18 protein-coding genes are annotated in these 20288 nt (G+C 43.0%); 8 read left to right on the plus strand and 10 right to left on the minus strand.

Annotated elements, in window-relative coordinates; translation table 11 throughout:
* Nucleotides 1-16: 16 nt before the first annotated feature.
* On the minus strand, nt 17-1045 hold the full coding sequence (locus ACTS60_RS10925) for a site-2 protease family protein (protein WP_440888300.1): 1029 nt from the start codon (nt 1043-1045) through the stop codon (nt 17-19).
* A 414-nt stretch (nt 1046-1459) separates the two neighbouring features.
* On the opposite strand from ACTS60_RS10925, the gene ACTS60_RS10930 reads away from it, so the two are divergent.
* From ACTS60_RS10930 to ACTS60_RS10945, 4 genes are all read left to right on the plus strand, one after another.
* Nucleotides 1460-2710, plus strand: coding sequence for an outer membrane protein transport protein (locus ACTS60_RS10930; protein WP_440888248.1), 1251 nt, complete (start codon nt 1460-1462; stop codon nt 2708-2710).
* 20 nt (nt 2711-2730) lie between these two features.
* Nucleotides 2731-5127: a VolA/Pla-1 family phospholipase gene (locus tag ACTS60_RS10935; protein ID WP_440888249.1), complete on the plus strand. Its 2397-nt coding sequence runs from the start codon at nt 2731-2733 to the stop codon at nt 5125-5127.
* 134 nt (nt 5128-5261) lie between these two features.
* Nucleotides 5262-5471 (plus strand): YgdI/YgdR family lipoprotein, encoded by a 210-nt coding sequence (locus ACTS60_RS10940; protein WP_440888250.1) that lies wholly within the window; start codon nt 5262-5264, stop codon nt 5469-5471.
* 257 nt (nt 5472-5728) lie between these two features.
* Nucleotides 5729-6286: a PhnA domain-containing protein gene (locus ACTS60_RS10945; RefSeq protein WP_010451854.1), complete on the plus strand. Its 558-nt coding sequence runs from the start codon at nt 5729-5731 to the stop codon at nt 6284-6286.
* A 116-nt stretch (nt 6287-6402) separates the two neighbouring features.
* On the opposite strand, the gene ACTS60_RS10950 is transcribed toward ACTS60_RS10945, so the two are convergent.
* The 3 genes from ACTS60_RS10950 to ACTS60_RS10960 form a co-directional block, all read right to left on the minus strand.
* Entirely contained in the window at nt 6403-6594 is a 192-nt protein-coding gene (locus ACTS60_RS10950; RefSeq protein ID WP_440888251.1) for a hypothetical protein, read from the minus strand.
* Nucleotides 6595-6873: 279 nt separating this feature from the next.
* Nucleotides 6874-7893: a TerC/Alx family metal homeostasis membrane protein gene (locus ACTS60_RS10955; RefSeq protein WP_440888252.1), complete on the minus strand. Its 1020-nt coding sequence runs from the start codon at nt 7891-7893 to the stop codon at nt 6874-6876.
* A gap of 520 nt (nt 7894-8413) precedes the next feature.
* A complete protein-coding gene (locus tag ACTS60_RS10960) occupies nt 8414-10156 on the minus strand; it encodes a bifunctional metallophosphatase/5'-nucleotidase (protein ID WP_440888253.1) in 1743 nt (580 codons plus the stop codon).
* A gap of 273 nt (nt 10157-10429) precedes the next feature.
* Here ACTS60_RS10960 and ACTS60_RS10965 point away from each other — a divergent pair, with 273 nt between their 5' ends.
* A complete protein-coding gene (locus ACTS60_RS10965) occupies nt 10430-12064 on the plus strand; it encodes a DUF2813 domain-containing protein (RefSeq protein ID WP_440888254.1) in 1635 nt (544 codons plus the stop codon).
* A 131-nt stretch (nt 12065-12195) separates the two neighbouring features.
* Here ACTS60_RS10965 and ACTS60_RS10970 read toward each other — a convergent pair whose 3' ends face one another.
* Complete coding sequence (locus ACTS60_RS10970; protein WP_440888255.1) at nt 12196-12675, minus strand: DUF1097 domain-containing protein; 480 nt, start codon at nt 12673-12675, stop codon at nt 12196-12198.
* Between the two features lie 288 nt (nt 12676-12963).
* Complete coding sequence (locus ACTS60_RS10975; RefSeq protein ID WP_440888256.1) at nt 12964-13869, minus strand: LysR substrate-binding domain-containing protein; 906 nt, start codon at nt 13867-13869, stop codon at nt 12964-12966.
* Nucleotides 13870-14154: 285 nt separating this feature from the next.
* Between ACTS60_RS10975 and focA the strand changes: the two genes are divergently transcribed.
* Nucleotides 14155-15606 carry a formate transporter FocA gene (focA, locus tag ACTS60_RS10980; RefSeq protein ID WP_440888257.1) on the plus strand — a complete coding sequence of 484 codons (1452 nt, stop codon included), beginning with the start codon at nt 14155-14157 and terminating at the stop codon, nt 15604-15606.
* Between the two features lie 88 nt (nt 15607-15694).
* Here the strand turns inward: focA and ACTS60_RS10985 are convergent, their stop codons facing one another.
* The 3 genes from ACTS60_RS10985 to ACTS60_RS10995 form a co-directional block, all read right to left on the minus strand.
* Nucleotides 15695-16264 (minus strand): YceI family protein, encoded by a 570-nt coding sequence (locus ACTS60_RS10985; RefSeq protein WP_440888258.1) that lies wholly within the window; start codon nt 16262-16264, stop codon nt 15695-15697.
* Nucleotides 16261-16800: a cytochrome b gene (locus ACTS60_RS10990; protein WP_010451892.1), complete on the minus strand. Its 540-nt coding sequence runs from the start codon at nt 16798-16800 to the stop codon at nt 16261-16263. The genes ACTS60_RS10985 and ACTS60_RS10990 overlap by 4 nt, the downstream gene beginning before the upstream one ends.
* Before the next feature lie 174 nt (nt 16801-16974).
* Nucleotides 16975-17217 (minus strand): DUF2164 domain-containing protein, encoded by a 243-nt coding sequence (locus ACTS60_RS10995; RefSeq protein WP_440888259.1) that lies wholly within the window; start codon nt 17215-17217, stop codon nt 16975-16977.
* Nucleotides 17218-17347: 130 nt separating this feature from the next.
* Between ACTS60_RS10995 and ACTS60_RS11000 the strand changes: the two genes are divergently transcribed.
* A complete protein-coding gene (locus ACTS60_RS11000; RefSeq protein WP_440888260.1) occupies nt 17348-17980 on the plus strand; it encodes a hypothetical protein in 633 nt (210 codons plus the stop codon).
* Between the two features lie 198 nt (nt 17981-18178).
* Complete coding sequence (locus ACTS60_RS11005) at nt 18179-18967, plus strand: EAL domain-containing protein (protein ID WP_440888261.1); 789 nt, start codon at nt 18179-18181, stop codon at nt 18965-18967.
* 31 nt (nt 18968-18998) lie between these two features.
* Here ACTS60_RS11005 and ACTS60_RS11010 read toward each other — a convergent pair whose 3' ends face one another.
* Nucleotides 18999-20252, minus strand: a complete 1254-nt coding sequence (locus ACTS60_RS11010) for a DEAD/DEAH box helicase (protein WP_440888262.1) — start codon at nt 20250-20252, stop codon at nt 18999-19001.
* Nucleotides 20253-20288 lie beyond the last annotated feature (36 nt).

Here is a 20288-nt window from a genome sequence, read left to right on the forward strand (position 1 = left end):
GTAGAGTGCTTAGTCGCTAAGTGCCAAGAATTTGCAGAGGTAAGCTGAGTAAGCTATCTCCGAGTCCCGCAAAATACCAAATAATGGCAATAAAGCCACCGACTGAAACCAAATACCAAGTAAAGGAAAATATTTGTCCATAGCGCGTTAAAGGTAGCAAATGGCTATGATGTCTTGACCGCCATTCGATGACAACTTCCAACATTCCCATGATTAGCAAGAACCCTAGCAACGTTAAGCCGAATGCGTAGCTAATGTAGATACCCAATGCGGCGGTTGCGATGCTTCCGACTAGACCTATCCATGTATTCATAGAGAAAGTAATACTCTTCAGTACATGTCCACCATCTAAAGGCAGAATTGGTAGTAGGTTGAAGAGGTTTAACAACGCGTTAAAAACAGCAAGACCAGCAAAAATCATCTCCCCTGTCATCCAGTACAAAAGAGTAAACACAATGCTCAGCACTAACCCAAAGAAAGGTCCCATGATCGAGATAACTACGTCTTGCCATCGTGTATTTATCTTTTCATCGCTCAATGCCAACCCACCCAAAAAAGGGATAAGGTAAATGCCTTTAGTCTTCATACCAAAGTGCTTCATCGCACGAATATGCCCATATTCGTGAAAGACAAGACATGCCACTAACGCTAAGGCAAACTCAATGGAAAACAACCATGAGTACGCCGCTAAACTTGCTGATGCTAGTGCGACCTTAATCACTTTTGCGCTTTTCAGCGCCTTCATTCCAAGTGATACAAGACCTATCAAACTAAAGCGATTCTCAGCAGGTGGAGCTTCAACTGGCACTTGGCGTTCAATATCTTTTTCGTTTCGGCGACCTTCGCTTACAAACTCGTCATTTACTCGGAGTTGATAACGATAATCAAAGGGTTGCCAATTCAGCTCACAATCGAGCTGACATAGAAGAACTTCTTCACCTGATATGAGTTTGAATTCATGTTTTGTCTGTCCGGAATCGTCATCACTCGCAGCAATTTGTGACACCAAAGTATTGTCCCAAAACAATTGTTGCCACCCCGACATAGAGCCCTCAAGTCGCAAGGGACGACCTAAAAACTCAATATTCATTAATTCCAAAATTCACCTTAACCACAAGAGTAACTAAGTTAGCGATTATGCCCTAAGTTCCCTTTTCAACAAACCCTGTTAACAAGAGGTCATTGACGGCGTTTTAGCCATTAGATTTACAAAAGAATTCTGGTCATACCATTTCTTATAAAAATATATCCATAATACATGCCCTTACAAAACTGCATTTGACCTATGCATCAAATTTAAAACACAAAATACAGTCAATCTTTGACAAGATATTAAACATAGAATTAACATTACGTTTACATCAAGGTTGTAAGTCGCTTCGATGACAACAGGTGTAGACACGATACAACAATTACAAGGACTTCGGTCCACCATAATGACACCCTAGGAGGGTCAAGGATGAACAAGAAGCACTGCTCTCTGCTAACAATATCAATATTGTTTGCGTGTAACGCCCACTCGGCGGGCTTTCAGGTTGCTGAACATTCGGCATCTGGTCTTGGTAGAGCATTTTCAGGTGAAGGCGCAGTAGCGGACAACGCTAGCGTCCTTGCACGTAACCCTGCTGCTATGACACTTTTCAAAGAGGCTCAGTTTTCAGGTGCGCTATCTATCGTTGACCCTGAAGTTAATGTTTATGACACCTATCACAAGGAACATGCTGACGACGTAGCACCACTGCAGATCGTCCCTGCAGGTTACTACATCAGCCCAATTAATGACCAATGGGCTTGGGGTATCGGCATGTTTACGACTTATGGCGTTGCAACAGACTACCCAAATGATATTTCAGCTGGCGACATGGCCGGTGATACATCTCTGCTATCAGTTAACATTAACCCGAATATCGCCTACCGCATAAACGAGTCATTTAGTATCGGGGGTGGTATTAACCTCGTATATGCTCACGCGAAGCTTACTCGTCACAAAGGTGCACTTGCGCCATTATTTGGTTCTGGAAGCAAAACGTCCGACAACCTTATTGGCATGGAAGGCGATACCATTGCTTGGGGCTGGAATATCGGAGGCCTCTACGAATTGGATGAAAACAACCGTTTTGGTTTCGGTTACCGCTCTAAGGTAGATCTTGACTTCGATGAAGGAGAGTTTAGCAGCTACGATTCAGGCATCGCCTCGGCACCAAAAGTAGATGGTCGTTTACAAATTTCTCTTCCTTCTATCATCGAGCTATCTGCATTCCACCAACTTACTGATGAGTGGGCTATCCATTATGGGTGGCAACAGACAGACTGGAGCACATTCGAAGAGCTGAAAGCAACAAGCTCACAATGTAACGATGGCGTTGCAGGCCAATGCTTCTATAAACCAGAAAAGTATGAAGACAATAACCGTTACTCATTCGGTGCAACCTACACACTTAATCCAGAGTGGACCCTTCGTGCAGGCTTAGCTTTTGATGAACAAGCGGGTAAAGCAACTCTAAGTATCCCTGACAGTGATCGTTTTTGGTATAGCGCTGGCGTTACTTACGCAATGAAAGAAAACCTTACCTTTGATGCAGGCTTCGCTTTCGTGAAGAGTAAGTCTGGTTCTTTTAAAGAAACCAATGCCGCGGGCCAAGAGATCACATTTGATTCAGAAGGTACCGCTTACATCAGCGCAGTACAGATGAACTACACGTTCAAGTAATAGGATAACGGAGTAAACCAATGAAACACACATTCAAACTATCGCTGCTTTGTTCTGCAATCCTACTCGCTGGTTGTGGTGATAACACATCAAGTTCAGGCACGTCTGAAACCGTAACATTTGAGCCTGCAGTGCAAGCGCTGTTGGATCGAAACACTGAAATTAGCTTTACCCTTCAGGGAGCAAATGCAGATGTCCCTGCCCCGTCATTCCTACTAATGGACTCTGGCGATGGTACACTTGCTATCCCTACAGGTGGCGATGATCAGCTAACAAACCCTCGCGCAGCCATGAATACGATGGATGGTTGGTCAACCACTATGCCTATCGTACTAAACTTCAAAGGCGACGGTTTTGCTACAGGCGTGCTAACGTCTGGTGTTAGCGTGATCAAAATTAATCAACGCTTGACTGACTGGGATGGCGCTTCAAACCCTATCTCCGAAGTCTTAACCATCAATCAAGACTTTGTCGTTCAAGCAAATGGTAACGCTTTATACATTCAGTTTGCTGATGCTCTTGACGAGTCCAGCGAGTACGTATTCGCGGTGACACAAGACGTGAATGATGTAAACGGTGACCCTATCGGAACCTCTTCTAGCTATGCGGTCGCTAAGTCTAAAGAAGTTAAGTACGAAACTGGCGATCTTGCGCTAGTGCAAGCAGCAACAACAGGAATTGAAGGTATCTTTGGTATAGCCACTCAAGTTGGCTTAGCAAACATTAATCCTGCTGATATCGTTTACTCTTCATGGTTTAGCACTCAGTCTGTTGGTGATACGCTCGCTGCAGTGAAAGGTGTAACGGCAACCGGTTTTTCTACCGGAGCAAACACACTGAACGCTCTGTATAAAAACGATCCAGCAGAAACAGGCATCGAACTATCAACCGCCTACACACTATCTCTGGGGCAAACTCAGGATTTTGTTACGGCATTTGATAGCGATGAAGATTTCGACAAATATTTCTCTTCTTCTCCTGAATTAAAACAGGCGATTAAAGGGCTGTATGCAATGTCTGGTGCTCACGTTAATGTGACCCAAGGCGTGGTTCGCCTGCCTCATTATCTTGAGCAAGGCACAAACTGGAATATGCAGCCGATGGAATCGGCAATGCCAAGTTTAGCTAAAGTAGATGCGTCTATTGAGGACCCAGCCATTCTTGCATCGCTGTTAGAACTTGGAATTGACCCAACTAAGCTCGCTACCGATGTGAGTGAACAGCTTAAGCTTGTTGGAACTGAGCTGCACCTTTCTAATGGTCAACGGTTGGATGAAGAGCGCCTTATTACGCGTTATTCGCCTGTGCCTCAGGTAAAGTCAGTTGAAGATGTTGAAGTGTTACTTTTCACACCTAAAGATGCAGTAGCAAAAGATGTGGTTATCTACCAACACGGCATAACGTCTGCAAAAGAGAACGCCTACGCGTTTGCGTTCAACATGGTGAAAGAAGGGGTCGCTGTAATCGCGATCGACTTACCTATCCATGGAACTCGAAGCCTAGATGATCAGCGTTCGGCTAATGCTGATGTTCTTGCGTACCTGAACCTTTCTAACCTTGCGGTAGCACGTGATAACCTTCGTCAAAGTATTCTTGATGTACTGGGCCTGCGAGCAAGCTTAGTTGTATCAGCGCAAGGTGGGTTGTTAGTTGGCGGCCCTCTTCAAGGTTTTAATCCTGTCGCTGGTTCTCAAGTGAAGATGCTAGGTCACTCGCTTGGTGGTATTGTTGGTGCATCTACCGTCGCAGCAGCAAACAATACACTGGGTTCAGCACAAGCTGATGCTCTGTACACGTTTAGCTCCGCTTCACTGTTTAATTCAGGCGGGCAAATTGGTAATTTGTTACTTGGCTCAGAAAGCTATGGTCCTCAAATTAAGCACAACTTAGCCTATGCAGCTTCTTCTGATTACCGAAGCTATGCCGATGCAAGTTGTTCTGATATTGAAGATAAGAAGTGTTACGAGGCATTTGAGGCAGTTGCAACACCTGAGCAACTTGCCGCTTTGAGTTCTGGGTTCAGTTCATTTATTTATGCCGCACAGACTGCATTGGATACTGTAGATCCATATAGTAACGTCAGCGATCTAACAGCAGGTGGTACTTTATCAACACCATTCTACATGGCTCAAGTCGAAGGTGATGACACAGTACCAAATAGTGTTCCTGGCGCTCCGTTTGCTGGTACTCAACCTTTAGCGGCTAAGTTAGGGCTGAAAGTCGTTAATGCATCAGACACAAGTGTTGTTGGCGGTGCGAGCTTCGTTCAGTTTGGTAGTGATGGTAAGCACAGTACATTTGCTCTGCCGTTAACGACTATTGAACAACCGTACTACTTTGAAATGCAGACTCAAAACGCCGATTTCATTAAAGACAACTCTCTATCCACAGTAACGAATACAACGGTACTAAAATAGAAAGTCATCATCTGCTTAAAACGCCCAGCCCTTTTGCTGGGCGTTTTTATTTGCCCATGATGCAATCCTTTTCGGTGCCTCTGCTATATTTGAAGAGTTGTTGTAGTTCACTAATCTGAAACAAGGAAACTTCTATGCGAGCGTTAGCCGTTGTCGTTACTGCTGTTCTTTTGGTGGCTTGTAGTAGTAGCCAATATCTTATGTCTACCAACGAAGGGAAAATTATCACCTCATACGGAAAGCCAGATTTGAATGAAGAAACCGGCATGTATGAGTATGAGGATGTAGATGGCAAAGAAATGAGTATTTCTCAAGATGAGATAGTACAAATAATAGAACGCTAGACCTCTTGCCTCCCAAGAAGTTGGGAGGCGTTATCCATACGCTTTACAATTTATCGATACTACTGATTCATCATTCAAAACAATTAGCACCATTATTTATATTCTAGATATTATTACTTTAGCCAATATTTTACATCTTCACTCCTTTCAGGTTGGAATATTGTAAAATCTCGCCTTTAATTCTCTAACACCCTTTTATTTCTCAGGATAAAGTGGATAATACCGCCACCCAAAAAACATTACTAAGGTGAGTCCTTATGTCTATCGAAGCTACTCTGCTTGCTCGCTGCGAGTCAAAATGTGAACTGTGTTCTTCTGAATCTCAACTAACTGCTTACGCGGTTCCACCACACGGTAACGTGACTGTTGATACTGCTATTATGGTTTGTGATAAGTGCCATGGTGAGATTGAAGATCCTAAAGACATTAACCATTGGCGTTGCCTAAACGACAGCATGTGGAGTCAGGTTCCTGCAGTACAAGTAACTGCATGGCGCCAACTTACTCGCCTAAACACAGAAAGCTGGGCTCAAGACGCTCTTGACATGATGTACATGGAAGAAGAGCAGATGAACTGGGCTATGAAAGGTATGTCTGCTGATGACAAAACTGTTGACTGCAACGGCACTGAACTTAAGAAAGGTGACGATGTAACAGTAATCAAAGACCTACCAGTTAAAGGTACTAACCAAGTAATCAAACAAGGTACTGTTATTCGTGGTATCAGCCTTGGTGACGATCCTAAACTTGTTTCAGGTAAGGCAAACGGCGGTCAGTCAATGTACGTGATCGCAGAGTACTGCCGCAAGAAGTAATCTCAATATTACTTTTTATGCTAAACGGGGTTCCAGTTGGAACCCCGTTTTCGTATTTATTGAATACAAAAATGCCGGCGATTACGCCGGCATTTTCAATTCGCTTTCCAGTCAGATTAACGGTACATACCGATATCTTTCTGAATATGAGAAGACAAATCTTCTGCGTAGTAACTGCGAGGTGCAGAGTTATCTACAAAAAGAATGTCTAATAGGTGAGCAATCAATCCTTTGAAGTTAACCGCGTAGGTCTTCTTATCCATAGAGGTTGGTAAAGCTACATTTGTCATTTGCATTGCTTGTGCCATGATTGCCTCTCTTTAAAAGCAGTAATTTGTTTTGTTGGTTGTATATTAGTCATTTTTTATCAAAGCAAAAAATGACAAAATTTGGTCATTCAGATTAGTTTTTCTTATAAAACAAATTCATTACAACCTGCTGATATACAAAACCCAAACAAACGCATAATTATGCAAATAAGCGTATCTTTTGTTGAATAACTTGGATTTACGTCTGTAAACCCAAGTTATTCTGTAACATTGCCTTAACCTTAAATTCTTCCTAGCGTTTTAGATTTTACAAAATCACTATGGGTTTTGATTAGTAATTTTAACGCTAACAGTATTGGTTGCTTTGTTCTTATAGATAGAAGCAATAACCGCAGTTGTCATTACTGTAACCAAGAACGTAAGTGACCAAACAGTTGGAATTTCGTATTGTGTGCCCACCAACAGCATTTTCGTACCAATGAACATCATGATTACAGATAGAGCTGGTTTTAGGTACACAAACTTGTCCAACATTGCTTGAAGTACAAAGTACAGAGAACGTAAGCCTAGTAGCGCAAATACGTTAGCAGCCAGTACTAGGAACGGTTCACGTGTTACTGCAAAAATTGCAGGGATCGAATCCAAAGCGAACATTACATCCATCACCGCTATCACACCAACAACGATCAGCATCGGCGTCGCGACCCACATACCTGCTTGTTTCAGGAGCAAATGGTTGCCTTGATACTCATCCGTCACTGGTAAAAACTTGCGAATGAATTGCTCTGGATATGGGTTTACCTCTTCTTCTTCACCTTTATCTCGCGCTAGTTTGATACCTGTCCAGATTAAGAACGCTGCGAATAGGTAAAGGACCCAATGGTATTGTGCAAGTAATTGAGCGCCAACTCCGATCATAATCGCGCGTAGCACAAGTGCACCAATCACACCCCATAATAGAGCACGTGGACGCAAATGCTCTGGCACCTTGTATTGCGCAAAGATAATCGCAAACACAAATAAGTTATCAACGCTTAATGACTTCTCAAGTAAGTAACCTGTTAAGAATGATATCGTTGCTTTCTCGTGAGCATACACGCTATGTGGCGCATAATAATCCCAGAAGAAATAGATAGAGCCTGCAAAGACAAACGCTAGTAAGAACCAAAATATGCTCCAGCCTATTGCCTTTTTCATGGTAATCACGCCGCCACGAGTCTGATAAATATCGAGTGCAACTAAAACCAAGGTAAATAGACCAAATACACCGTACATTGTCAGTGATTCTTGCAGTGGAACAGACTGGGTTAATTGGGTGGTATTTTCGATAAGAGACATGCTTCCTCCCATGCGGAAGGACATTATTCGGGCTGACCTTCCGCAAACAATACAAACCAGCAGTTACATTACCCATGTATCTGCTAGCCAATGAATGCGTTGGTCTCGTTGAAGTGATCACGTGACGAATCAAGTGACACCTTTATTTACCGGATAAGCTGATGCTTAACGAGATGACGATAAATAAACTTGCGCTAACTACTCCCCAAACGCCGCCATCATACGCCTGCTCTGAGCATTGTCCAACAAAAAAAACTTATGAATACAAATAACTAAACGATTAAGTCAGATAGTATTACCCATGATAATAAGTTCAATAAAAAAGGAGCACCTATGTGCTCCTTTCTTGTCGAATGCTTGGTCTTTATAAGCCCGTCAGTGGTACAAAGTAAACCAATGTTGACCAAACAGTAACCCATGCAACTACAACTGCTGCATCAGCCCAATCGCTATTCCACATACTCTCTTCCTCTTACTCGCATGTGCAATAAAACTTAGGCAAAAAAGATACCAATTCGCGCTATTGGATTTCTTGGGAGTAAAGTTTGTGACTTTGGTTCAAACAGTTTGGCTCGTCCGTCAGTAGCTCGATAAAGCAATCAGCCATTGAAAGATTGCTAACAAAACCTTCGTCTTTCATATCTAACAACGCTTCATAACCCTCTTTGCCTTTCATCGTGTAGGCAGAAGAAGCGCCGCGATACCAAGCCTCATCCTGAATCTCGCACCAACGCTTACCATCAAATATTTCTAGGTTTTTAATGCGTTGCCCTTTTGGTGCATCGCCTTGGTAATCAAAACTCAAATTATGTGTATATGGATAACTCCCAGAGCCTGTCCCTTCAACACCATTATTAAGTGCGTTATTGATCGCTCCTTCTAATGCCAAGCGAATTACACCCCCTCGGACGTCATAGCACCCAATAGGAACGGCAAAGGGCAACAATCGTCCGGCAACATCCGCCACGGTAATGTTCCCTGGGTTTAGAGACGTACGTACGCCTCCCGCATTGTGAATGGCAAAATCAACATTGTGGCCCCTTTTGTTTAGCGCATATAAAAATGAACGTGCGACAGCAGGAGCCAGTTCACTACCACCAAACTCATCCGGTATTCGAATGTGACGCTTTTTATCTGTGACATTCGCAATCACTTGAGATTGAAGTTGACGAACTCGGGGAATATATTTGTCATTCATGATTGCTTGCGTTTCGGGGTGTTTTTTACAGACAACCACGTTTGGCTGACCATGTATAAAGTCACACGCCTCTTCAAACACGCCTTGGTCAAGTTGCTCATTTAGAGTCGAGTCCCAGAAGATTCGACGCCCTAACAACAACTCATTTTGACCGCTGAGCATGGTCGCCTTACCGTTTGCATCAAATTCAAGCACACAGTGCCCCATGGTTAATGCATGAAAACCAGCTTGTACCACGTAGGTGTCGTTGACCTTGGTACCATAAGGATCGTCTTCACCGAGACCTATAGCAGAAAAGTCACCCTGTAACCTATGACTATGGCCGCCAACAATGATGCCAATGCCATTAACTTTAGCAGCGAGTTCTAAATCACCTTCGTAACCTAAGTGACTGAGTAGGATAATATTGTTGATTCCCGCTTGATGAATTTGTTCAACGGTATGTCTTGCGGTTTCAACAGCAGAAATAAATGGAGTATCTACATCTGGGTTCGCAATGTCGCTCATCTTGTCGATAGACAAGCCAAAGATGGCAACTTTCTCTCCGTTGAATTCTTTAACAAGATATTGAGCGCTTTGAGTCTCACTGTCGAAGCTCAATACATTGTCGCAGTCACTCATGCGGTGATCTTTGGTTGGCAGTTCATTTGATAAGTCCCAGTTGCCCGCCAGTAATGGGAAGTTAGTACGCTGGCAAAATAGAGCAACAGGCTCGTTACCCATATCAAGTTCATGATTACCTAACGCCATCGCATCAATGTTAAGGGCATTTAGCAGGTCGGCGTTCGCTTTTCCCTTAAACAGTGAGAAATAAAGGGTACCTTGGAAGCAGTCACCAGCATGAAGAAATAACATACCCTGCCCTTGGCGTAATGCGTCATCTCGAAGTTGTTCAACACGCGTAGCGATACGTGAAAATCCACCAGCGCTGACATAAGGTTCTAGTGTACGTTCTTTATCAATGTTGAGTTTTAGCTGTAATGACGTTGGCTCAAAGTAGGAATGAGTGTCATTGATGTGTGCCAGTTTGATTCTGACTGACTTATGATTTTTATTCATCGTCATCTTCTCTCTTTTCATTCCTTTTAATTATTAGAACTGAATCATGACAGAATCATGAATTTTATGAAACAGAGAAATTGTCATTTCATTTTAACGTGATCAAGATGCATGTAGCGTACAAGCTTGAAAGCGACTTTACGCCGAAACGGTCTGTATTCATAGGGTGAATGCTCTTAAATTTGTGAACTGAGCTTAACTTGCCTAGATCAATTTCATATATGCTTAAGAGAAGCGAAAGAACCCTCGATAATTCAAATAATTGCAAGGAGGAGTGAGATGAGACTAGAACGCATCGAAATCTCTGGGTTTAGAGGCATCAAACGCCTTTCACTCTCTTTTGACGAACTGACTACCTTAATAGGTGAGAATACTTGGGGTAAATCATCCCTTCTTGACGCCCTGTCTCTTGCCTTACCTGCAAACGGTTCGCTCTATCAATTCGAAATGACCGACTTTCATGTCGACTATGCTATCTCGCATCCGCAAACCCAGCACCTCCAAATAGTTCTCTGCTTCAAAGCTCAAGATAAGCACGAAGCAAATGCCGGACGTTATCGACGAATTAAACCGACATGGTGTATCAATGAAGATAACGAGCATGTTATCTATTACAGATTAAGCGCAACGCGAGATGGGCACCACATCACTACCAAATACGCCTTCTTGGATTGTAATGGCGAGCCAAAACAACTACACCATTCAGAAAAGTTGGCCGTCGAATTAATGACATTGCATCCTGTCATTAGACTTCGTGACTCTCGCCGCTTCCCACAACAAAATCATGTCAATGGGGATAGCAAAAACGCGCGTATAGAAAAACGAATTGATAATACTTGTCGACGTCTTTTTGCCATGCCTGGCCACGTAAACAAAGGTGAAGTTCGCAGTAGCCTAGACTCAATGCACACTTTAGTAGAGCACTACTTTGCATTCCGCAGTGTTAAAAAGGGTAACCCTAGAAAGCCCCGCGACGGCCTGTTCTATGCAAGTCCCTCTGCAGAAAAGGGGCTATCACAGTTTTTGAGAGAGACGAATAACAAACAAACACGACTGTTATTGATGGGGCTGCTCAACGCCTATTTGCAAGCCAAAGGACCTAATGATCTTAGACGGTGTGCAAGACCGATACTAACCATCGAAGATCCGGAAGGTCGGTTACATCCAACTCACCTGTCAAGGGCATGGGGATTACTTCAATTGCTACCTATGCAAAAGATCCTCACCACTAATAGTGCACGTTTGCTTGGTTCAGTACCTCTAGCATCTATTCGTCGTCTGGTTCGCTTATCTGATCGAACCATGGCCCTTTCATTGAACACAAATCGATTCAGCGTCGATCAATTACGGCGAATCGGTTTCCATATCCGCTTCCATAGAGCTGGCGCGCTTTTCGCTCGTTGCTGGCTGTTGGTTGAAGGCGAAACAGAAGTATGGTTGTTTAATGAACTCGCGAGACAATGTGGTTATGACTTAGCGGCTGAAGGCGTTCAAATTGTTGAGTTTGCTCAATCTGGTTTGAAATCCCTGGTCAAAGTTGCGCAAGAGTTCGGCATCGACTGGCATGTTGTCACGGATGGTGATCCTGCGGGCAAAAAATACGCTAATACTGTGCGCGCTCACCTAGGTCACGATCAAGAGCGCCATCGTCTAACAGAGTTACCAGATCGAGATATTGAACACTTCCTTTATAATAACGGGTTTGAAATTTTCTTTAAGGACATCATCAAAGTTCCTCATGAACACCCTATTCCGGCGAAAAAAGTGATTAATAGAGTATTGAAAAAACACGCGAAGCCCGATTTAGCGTTGGCGATTGTGGCTCATTGTGAAGAAAAAGGTATGGAGTGCATTCCAGTCTTGTTACGTTGGACACTGAAACGTGTGGTCACCATGGCGAACGGGAACACGTAGATATCTAAGTAACGTGCAAAAAAAAGCACACCAATTTGGTGTGCTCGTATCAAGAATCAGTAATTTTGATTAACTGTATTGAACGGGATAAGTTTCAATACACAGCGGATACAAATAAGATCGGGGGTTCACTACTGCACTTGCTCAGCGAGCGAAGAAGTAGCGGCTGATTTCGCATGTAACCAAAGTCCTGTTGCTTTCATTAAATAACCAAATACGCCACCTAAGATCAGCGATGGCACAACAAGTTGCCAATTGCCGTCTGCAGCAAAAGTCGCGCATGAGCCAATAAAAGTACCAGGAATGTACGCTAACCAAGCTTGCTTAGCTTGAATACACATGAAGAACGCAACAACAGCAGTAATTACGTAACCGATAATCTCTAAACCTACATACGTTGAGCCATAGATAATAACCATTGCCCAAAATACGCCTGTCATATTGGTGATTAAGCTCTCGGCTAACCCTTTCAAGCCACTTGTCGGGGAGGCAAAGTAGCTTGTACAGCCAAGAAAGCCTGCCCAAGATAACAAACCAAGGGAAATAGCGATCCAGCCCCATACGCCAGAGAGAATGCCAGTGGTAATCGAAATTGCTAAAAGTGTGGTCATGGTATTCTTGCCCGCTTTGCTCGTTTCGTACCGTTATGGTTCGAAAACTGCCTTCATACATTGAAATCAGGTAATCAATACTAGGCACATAACCACAACACTTCGGTGATCAAGATCTCATTAATATCTCACTACGTTGCATGTTTTACACGTATTATTTGACGCAACCGATAAATCAACAGATTTCGAAAATAATAAAATCACAACAAATTTAGCAAAAACCATAAAAAAGGCCCTACAAAACGCAGAGCCTATTCCAGAAATCAACCATTCTATTTTGAATATCATCTAAAGAACGGAAGGTTTGCCCTTCATCATTCTTAATCCTTCTCGTTTAATGCAGTCCACAAGTGGATTTTCAGCCATATCTGCTCGCCAGATAAACGAAAGGGTTCGATCCATTTTCAAGTCTGGCACGTTTAACGCCACCAGTTCACCCGCTTCAATGTAGCGCTCAACGTCTAGGTAAGGAAGACAAGTTAAATATTGTCCGTTGGCGACTAAGCTTCGTAACACAGGAACGTGTTCATACTCACGCCACACGTCCAAATCTTCAATCAAGTGGTGAATGGAACTATCAAATATCTTGCGCGTACCCGAGCCGTGTTCACGTAAAACCCATTTCGCTTGTTCTAGTTGTGCCAAACTCACTGAAGTATTACGAGCAAACGGATGGTGGGAAGCTGCGACAACAGTAAGATGGTCACGACACCAAATGTCTTGGTGCAAACGGTTATCGTCACAACGGCCTTCAATCACGCCTAAGTCATATTTGTAATCCAGTACGCCATCGATGACTGCTTGCGTACTTTGCACACCTAACGAAATACGCATCTCTGGAAAATCGTTATCAATGATACTGATAAGGTCAGGAACAAGGTGTTCTGCTGGAGTTTGACTCGCCCCAAGTCTGATTTCACCACTTAATAAATGTTGCTCGTAAAACCCCATTTCTATCTGGAGTGCATCCTGCAATAAACGTTTTGCTTTTGGCCTTAACCACATCCCCCAATGGGTTAAGGCCATTTGCTTGCCTTGCCTTTCAAACAAAGGCCTGCCAAGCATTTTTTCCAACTGTGCAAGCGACATACTCGTCGCTGATTGCGTAAGTGCTAATTTGTCCGCAGCTTGACTGACACTACCTGTGTCTGCAACCGCATCAAACACTGCTAATTGCTTTAATGAGTAACGCAATCTGTTCTCCCTAAAAAATGAGTATTTCAAATACTCTTTGACTCTCTAATGCACCGCTTAATAAGCAATAAGGTTCATTTTACCTCTATTAAAAATCTTATCAAATAATTTGATGAGGATTCTAAATATTATCAATTTTACCTGTACCTCTGAGCGCCCTATTCTGGATTTGCGGTTCGGGAACACCGCAACACAAAAAATATAACTACTTCATTTTCGGGTACTAAAACGTCTCGATTTCACTAACTAAGGAGTTTTTATGGAACCACAAACTAAGGAGTCATTATGGCGGTGACCAACGCTCAAAATCACCAGTATTTCTCACCAAAAGAAATGATGGCTGAAGCTGAGAAGTTTGCACTAAGTAAAGCAAACAAAACCAGTAGCATGACACTAGGCTTAGCGATCATGGCTGGTGCATTCATCGGTCTTGCTTTCTTGTTTTACATCACTGTGACAACAGGCAGCGCAGACGCAGGTTGGGGACTTAGCCGTCTTGCTGGTGGTTTGGCGTTCAGTATGGGGTTGATACTCATCGTAATTTGCGGTGGCGAGCTATTTACCAGTTCAGTGCTTTCAAGCATCTCGTGGGCAAACAAACAAATCTCGTTCGGCAAAATGCTGTCAATTTGGGGCAAAGTCTATGTTGGTAACTTTATTGGGGCAATGTTTCTACTTGCGCTAGTAAGTGCTGCTGGTCTGTACCAAATGGATGCAGGTCAATGGGGTCTAAACGCACTGAACATCGCGCAACACAAATTACACCACACCTTAGTTCAAGCTTTTGCTCTGGGTATTCTGTGTAACCTATTGGTTTGTCTTGCTATCTGGCTAACGTTTAGCAGTGCCAACGCAATGACTAAAGCAGCAATGACGATTCTGCCAGTAGCAATGTTCGTTAGCAGTGGTTTTGAGCACTGTGTGGCAAACATGTTCATGGTACCGCTTGGCATCGTTATCGCAAACTTCGCACCGGAATCATTTTGGGCGTCAGTCGGCGTTTCTGCTTCTCACTACGCAGATTTGAACGTTGGCCACTTTATCACTGCAAACCTTATTCCAGTGACACTTGGCAACATTGTTGGCGGCGCAGTCCTTGTTGGTCTAGCAAACTGGTGCATCTACCGTCGACCAGAACTAAAAGCAGCAAAAGTTACTTCAATTACAAACACTACAAACATCACGTCAGTTAAGGAATTCACTATGAAAAACGCATCTATCGTAAAAGAAATCATGAACCCAACACCAGTTACACTAAGTGTTGAAATGCCAGTATCAACTGCACTAGATACCCTATTAGACAACAATCTAAACAGTGCACCAGTTGTTGATATTGAAAACCGCCTTGTAGGTTTCTTCTCTGCTCACGATGTTATGGTTGAATTGTGGTGTCAAGATTACATCCCAGCTCAAGAACAAAAAGTCGTAGACTTGATGAGCCGTGATGTTGTGGCAATCGATGCAGGTGACCGTTTGGTGGACGTAGTTGAGTTCCTGTGTATCGACAAAGAACAACTATACCCAACAACAAGCATGGGAATGGCGACTCGCTTGACTTCTCTTTCTCTAGAAGAGCGTGCTAAGAGCATCAAAGTAAGCAAACCTCAAGTCCTTCCTGTACTAGAAAATGGTGTAATGGTAGGCGTGGTAACACGTTGTGAAGTTCTTAAAGCTCTTCGCCCTGTATATGGCGAGCGTCTAAACCTAGTTGAAGACAAAGTACTAGAAACGGCATAAACAAATAATAACTGACAATAAAAGTTGGCACTAAAAAAAGCGCTCTAATCAGAGCGCTTTCTTCATTTACGCGATAAGGAGGGAGAAATTACTTCTTAACACCTTCAATGTGCAGCTCCATATCAACGTAGCTAGAAGAACCCATTACCGGGATTTCAAAATCAGCAAGCTCTAGACGAGTTTGGCCAATGAAGCCCGCACGCTCACCACCCCATGGGTCGTTACCCGCACCAACAAATTCTGCTTCGATCGTGATTGGTTTAGTCACACCGTGGAGTGTTAGATCACCAGTCACATTCAACTTACCGTCACCTTTATCTACGACCTTAGTACTCTTGAACGTTGCTTCTTTGTATTTACCTGCGTCGATGAAGTCTCCACTACGGATGTGCTTATCACGTTCAGCGTGGTTAGAATCAAGGCTTGTGGTATCAACCACTACGTTCACTTTAGAGTCAGCGATGTTGTTTTCATCAAAAGAAAAGTCACCAGAAAATGTGTTAAAACGGCCTTTGATGAAACTGTACCCTAAGTGACTAACTTTAAAGTTGATAGATGCGTGAGCGCCTTTCGTATCGATAACATAATCTGCAGCGTTAGCACCAAACGGTAGTGCCATTGCAATAGCTAATCCTGTAGCGAAAAGTGACTTTTTCATTTTGAAGCTCCTAACATTTTTCTTAATGTGTTGTCTTTATCGATAATGTGATGTTTGAGTGCAGCAGCGGCGTGCAAACCAGCCATTAGGATCACAGCCCAAGCCGCATAGAAGTGAATTTCACCTGCAATATCTGATTGACCAGGAAATAACTCCCCTGCACCAGGTACCGTAAACCAATTAAATACTTCGATACCGCGACCATCAGATGTTGAGATGAGGTAACCTGAAATAAAGATAGTGATAAGCAATAGATACATCACACCATGCGCAGCTTTTGCCGCGACCACTTCATAAGGTTTCCCTTCCACTTTTGGTGACGCCGTCACATGTTTCCATACGATGCGCGCTAAAGTGAGTATTGCGAGTAGAATGCCCACAGAGCGGTGATAATGTGGTGCCGTACGATACCATTCGCTGTAGTAGCTAAGGTCGACCATCCACAACCCCACAGCAAACAAACCGATGATACAAAGTGCTGATAGCCAATGCATAAATCGCGCAGGTAGATTGTAGTTCTTTACCAGTGTTTCCATCTCACGTTCCTAGATATGTTCCTAAGTTGATGTTGAGCAAGAAACACAACATTAACTTATTTACCTTGTGTGAAACAGATTATTTACCATCCTTTACATCTAACCAATATAACTCGTTAAAACAACTTGTTCGAAAAATTTGAAGGAACTTAAAACCGTTTGTAAAACGGAAACTTAGAGTTGGACTTCTTGTTCTATTTCATACAACTCATCACTCATTTCTAGCATGCGTCTTTCGATTACTGCTTTTGCGTCTTCAATCCCTTTGTTGTAATAGATTGGAGCCAGTTTCTCCGTAATGAAATCAATCAAAAACTCGCTGTCGAACTGGCCAATCTCAACGCTCAGTTCATCTTGCATATAATCTTGAATGACTACAGCTAGGGTTTCTTTTTGTGCTCTTTCTAGTTTAATCATATATATCTCGCGTAACTCTATTCTCAATTTTGATGTTTAGATCAAGAAGTTGCCGATCTCAATTAGTCTATCCTGAAAAGACTATGCTAACCTTTTGCCGTCCTAATTTGTAACCGTTAAGGGAATATACTTGCTACTCGACTTAGTTATCCAAAGCGTCAATGATTTTCAAGACGATTGTCTTAAGCTGTGTGAGAAGCATTACCCAGCGGTACATAATCAGGGCATGAGTGAACACCACCTCGGTATTGCGTTTGCTCGTCGTATGGAACATACGCTTTCACATTTTGGTCATAACAGCGTGATCAAATCCTTAGAGGTGCTCGACACTCCAGAACAGCCTCACCACTACCGAATTTCATCAGAAATAGGCACTGTATGGGTGTTAACTCATCACTTAGTCAGTGCGGGGAAGGCATGCCGTGAAAACTTATTGTCTTCTATCACAGAGTGGCAAAGCGAATATGGTTATGCCCTTCAGCCAAATGACCTGTTACTGCTGGTAAGTGATCATTGGATTAGCCGAAGCAAAACAAGTAGAGAGTTGCTGCATTGGTGGATGGGGGAACTTCCAGATTCAATAAATGAATACACAGAGCAAGGAATAACCTTGTACACGAGTGAGTCTCAATTAACCCACTCCCTAGACTCACGCTTTGGTATCAGCCCGTGCTATATCAAGTTTGGGCACCCGCTAAGACGATCAAACAAAGAACAGCTCATTAGAAAGTACCTCCAACTGTATGCGGTTTTACAGTGGTGAAGCTCATAAAATGACATTGTCACTATCACATTTGTCATCATGAAGTTTGAAACGGCTCGATATTTCTAATCATCTCTTACGACATGACTTGCTAACTGTAATAACAATCTATTAGATAAAGATTATTGGCGAAAAATAAGTAACTCTCATACTTAAAAGTCTTTTTAAAATAAGCAGTTGGCTTAGGTTTACGTAATAATGATGAGCATACAGCAACTAGTCAGTTGCATTTATAAACAATTAGACGGGCAGTTTGTTGCGAAGTACAAACATCTTACTTTGCGGAGTGTCTTTCAACCCATATATCAGAATGAGTTGAAGATCGTTGGTCTCGAGGCTCTAGTGAGAATCTCAAATAAAGACGGGTTGATGATACGACCTGATGCTTTTTTTCATTCAAACACCGTTAAAGAAAGTGATCAACTCAATGTTGAACGCTTAAGTCGACTTATACATATCCAAAACTTCGGTCAATCCAGATTTCACGCCAAAAAACTGTTTTTAAACGTACTCCCAAAAGCCGCAGAAATGCTGGCACTGGATCGCTCCTACTACAACCTATTGAAGAAAACTCTCAAGCAAGCAGGTGTTCAAAAACAACAAGTTGTGATGGAGCTCGTCGAAGTGGATGCAAGTAGCGAAGCGACACTTCACCATGCAACGAGAAAACTAGGTCATAGCGGTTATATGCTGGCGATTGATGATTACGGAATAAATGCGTCAACCAAAGAACGGGCCAAGAGTGTCAAACCGCACATTATCAAACTCGACCGATCGCTGTTGTTACAGTACGAAAATGGTGATAGCCAGAAACTGACACAAGCACTTACTCTAGCGAGGGAAATCAACTCAAAAACGGTTATCGAAGGAATTGAAACCGAGCATCAACTTAATTTAATGAAAAAACTCGGTTTCGATATGTATCAAGGTTACTTATTGGCTATGCCGCAAACGCTTGAAGCGCACCAAGAAGCAAAGACAGCGTAATCAGGGTTACTGATATCTTCCATCACCTTTTCTAACGGCGGTTTTTACCACGGTTTTTGTGGATAGCTAACTTAGCTTTTAGCTTACGTTTTTCTGCAGAACGGCTCTTACGACGGCCACCACCATTGTGCTCAGGCTCAACCTCTTCGATTAAGCTTGGTTCAAAACCTTCTAACCATTCTTGTGGTAAACGTTGATCAAGTAGATTTTCAATCGCATGCAACAGATATTCTTCATCTCGGCTCATTAAAGAGACTGCCAAGCCCGATTTACCAGCGCGTCCAGTACGGCCGATACGATGAACGTAGTCTTCAGCTTTAAATGGCATATCGAAGTTAATTACTTGCTCAAGTTGCTGAATATCTAAACCACGAGCCGCTACATCGGTTGCGATTAACGCACGTACTTTACCTTCTTTGAACTCATCAAGTGCACGTTGGCGAGCCCCTTGAGATTTATCACCGTTGATCGACACTGCTTTGATGCCATCCAACTTAAGCTCTTTAGCGAGTTCGTCACTGCCTTGCTTGGTTTTTGTAAATACCAATACTTGCTGCCAGTTTCGTGAGCCAATCAAATACGCTAGCAGTTCACGCTTACGTTTTTTATCCACTGGGTAAACCATTTGCTTCACAGTTTCAGCAGTAGTATTTGCAGGAGACACTTCCACTTCAACTGGCGCATCCATAAGCTTATATGCGATGGTCTTAATACGTTTCTCGAATGTTGCAGAGAACAGCATTGTCTGCTTAGTTTGCGGTAAGCGACGAAGAATGCGCTGTAGATCTGGCCAAAAACCCATATCCAACATACGGTCCGCTTCATCCAAAACAAGAATGCCCGTTTTTGAGATGTTTACATTGCCGTTAAACAAGTGGTCAAGCAAGCGGCCTGGCGTTGCAATAAGAATATCCGCGCCCTCTTCCAGCTTGTTTTTTTGAACACCAATACTAGTACCACCATAAACACAAACAATCTTAAGGTCAGTGCTTGTTGCGTACTGAGTAAGGTTATCCATTACTTGCTGAGCGAGCTCTCGTGTGGGAACAAGAATCAACGCTTGTGGCGTGCGATTACGTTTCTGTTGCAGAACAGTTTGGATTATGGGCAAACCAAACGCAGCCGTCTTACCGGTCCCCGTTTGCGCAGCAGCAAGTAGGTCTTTTCCTTCTAACACGTGTGGAATCGACTTTTCTTGAACGGGTGTCGGGGTGACGATATTCAAACCACTCAGGGTATCAATCAGCTGTTGCTCAATGCCAAGGTCAGCAAAATTAACGGACATGGTAAACCTCATAATTTTTGGAGCGCAGAGTTTACC

The organism is Vibrio sp. WZ-1 (assembly GCF_052037695.1).
Classification (GTDB): Bacteria; Pseudomonadota; Gammaproteobacteria; order Enterobacterales; family Vibrionaceae; genus Vibrio.

Excerpts from the sequence above, each read along its gene's own strand:
- ACTS60_RS10925 (WP_440888300.1), bottom strand. The coding sequence starts at position 1,045 with ATGTCGGGGTGGCAACAATTGTTTTGGGACAATACTTTGGTGTCACAA.
- ACTS60_RS10930 (WP_440888248.1), top strand. The coding sequence starts at position 1,460 with ATGAACAAGAAGCACTGCTCTCTGCTAACAATATCAATATTGTTTGCG.
- ACTS60_RS10935 (WP_440888249.1), top strand. The coding sequence starts at position 2,731 with ATGAAACACACATTCAAACTATCGCTGCTTTGTTCTGCAATCCTACTC.
- ACTS60_RS10940 (WP_440888250.1), top strand. The coding sequence starts at position 5,262 with ATGCGAGCGTTAGCCGTTGTCGTTACTGCTGTTCTTTTGGTGGCTTGT.
- ACTS60_RS10945 (WP_010451854.1), top strand. The coding sequence starts at position 5,729 with ATGTCTATCGAAGCTACTCTGCTTGCTCGCTGCGAGTCAAAATGTGAA.
- ACTS60_RS10950 (WP_440888251.1), bottom strand. The coding sequence starts at position 6,594 with ATGGCACAAGCAATGCAAATGACAAATGTAGCTTTACCAACCTCTATG.
- ACTS60_RS10955 (WP_440888252.1), bottom strand. The coding sequence starts at position 7,893 with ATGTCTCTTATCGAAAATACCACCCAATTAACCCAGTCTGTTCCACTG.
- ACTS60_RS10960 (WP_440888253.1), bottom strand. The coding sequence starts at position 10,156 with ATGACGATGAATAAAAATCATAAGTCAGTCAGAATCAAACTGGCACAC.
- ACTS60_RS10965 (WP_440888254.1), top strand. The coding sequence starts at position 10,430 with ATGAGACTAGAACGCATCGAAATCTCTGGGTTTAGAGGCATCAAACGC.
- ACTS60_RS10970 (WP_440888255.1), bottom strand. The coding sequence starts at position 12,675 with ATGACCACACTTTTAGCAATTTCGATTACCACTGGCATTCTCTCTGGC.
- focA (WP_440888257.1), top strand. The coding sequence starts at position 14,155 with ATGGCGGTGACCAACGCTCAAAATCACCAGTATTTCTCACCAAAAGAA.
- ACTS60_RS10985 (WP_440888258.1), bottom strand. The coding sequence starts at position 16,264 with ATGAAAAAGTCACTTTTCGCTACAGGATTAGCTATTGCAATGGCACTA.
- ACTS60_RS10990 (WP_010451892.1), bottom strand. The coding sequence starts at position 16,800 with ATGGAAACACTGGTAAAGAACTACAATCTACCTGCGCGATTTATGCAT.
- ACTS60_RS10995 (WP_440888259.1), bottom strand. The coding sequence starts at position 17,217 with ATGATTAAACTAGAAAGAGCACAAAAAGAAACCCTAGCTGTAGTCATT.
- ACTS60_RS11005 (WP_440888261.1), top strand. The coding sequence starts at position 18,179 with ATGATGAGCATACAGCAACTAGTCAGTTGCATTTATAAACAATTAGAC.
- ACTS60_RS11010 (WP_440888262.1), bottom strand. The coding sequence starts at position 20,252 with ATGTCCGTTAATTTTGCTGACCTTGGCATTGAGCAACAGCTGATTGAT.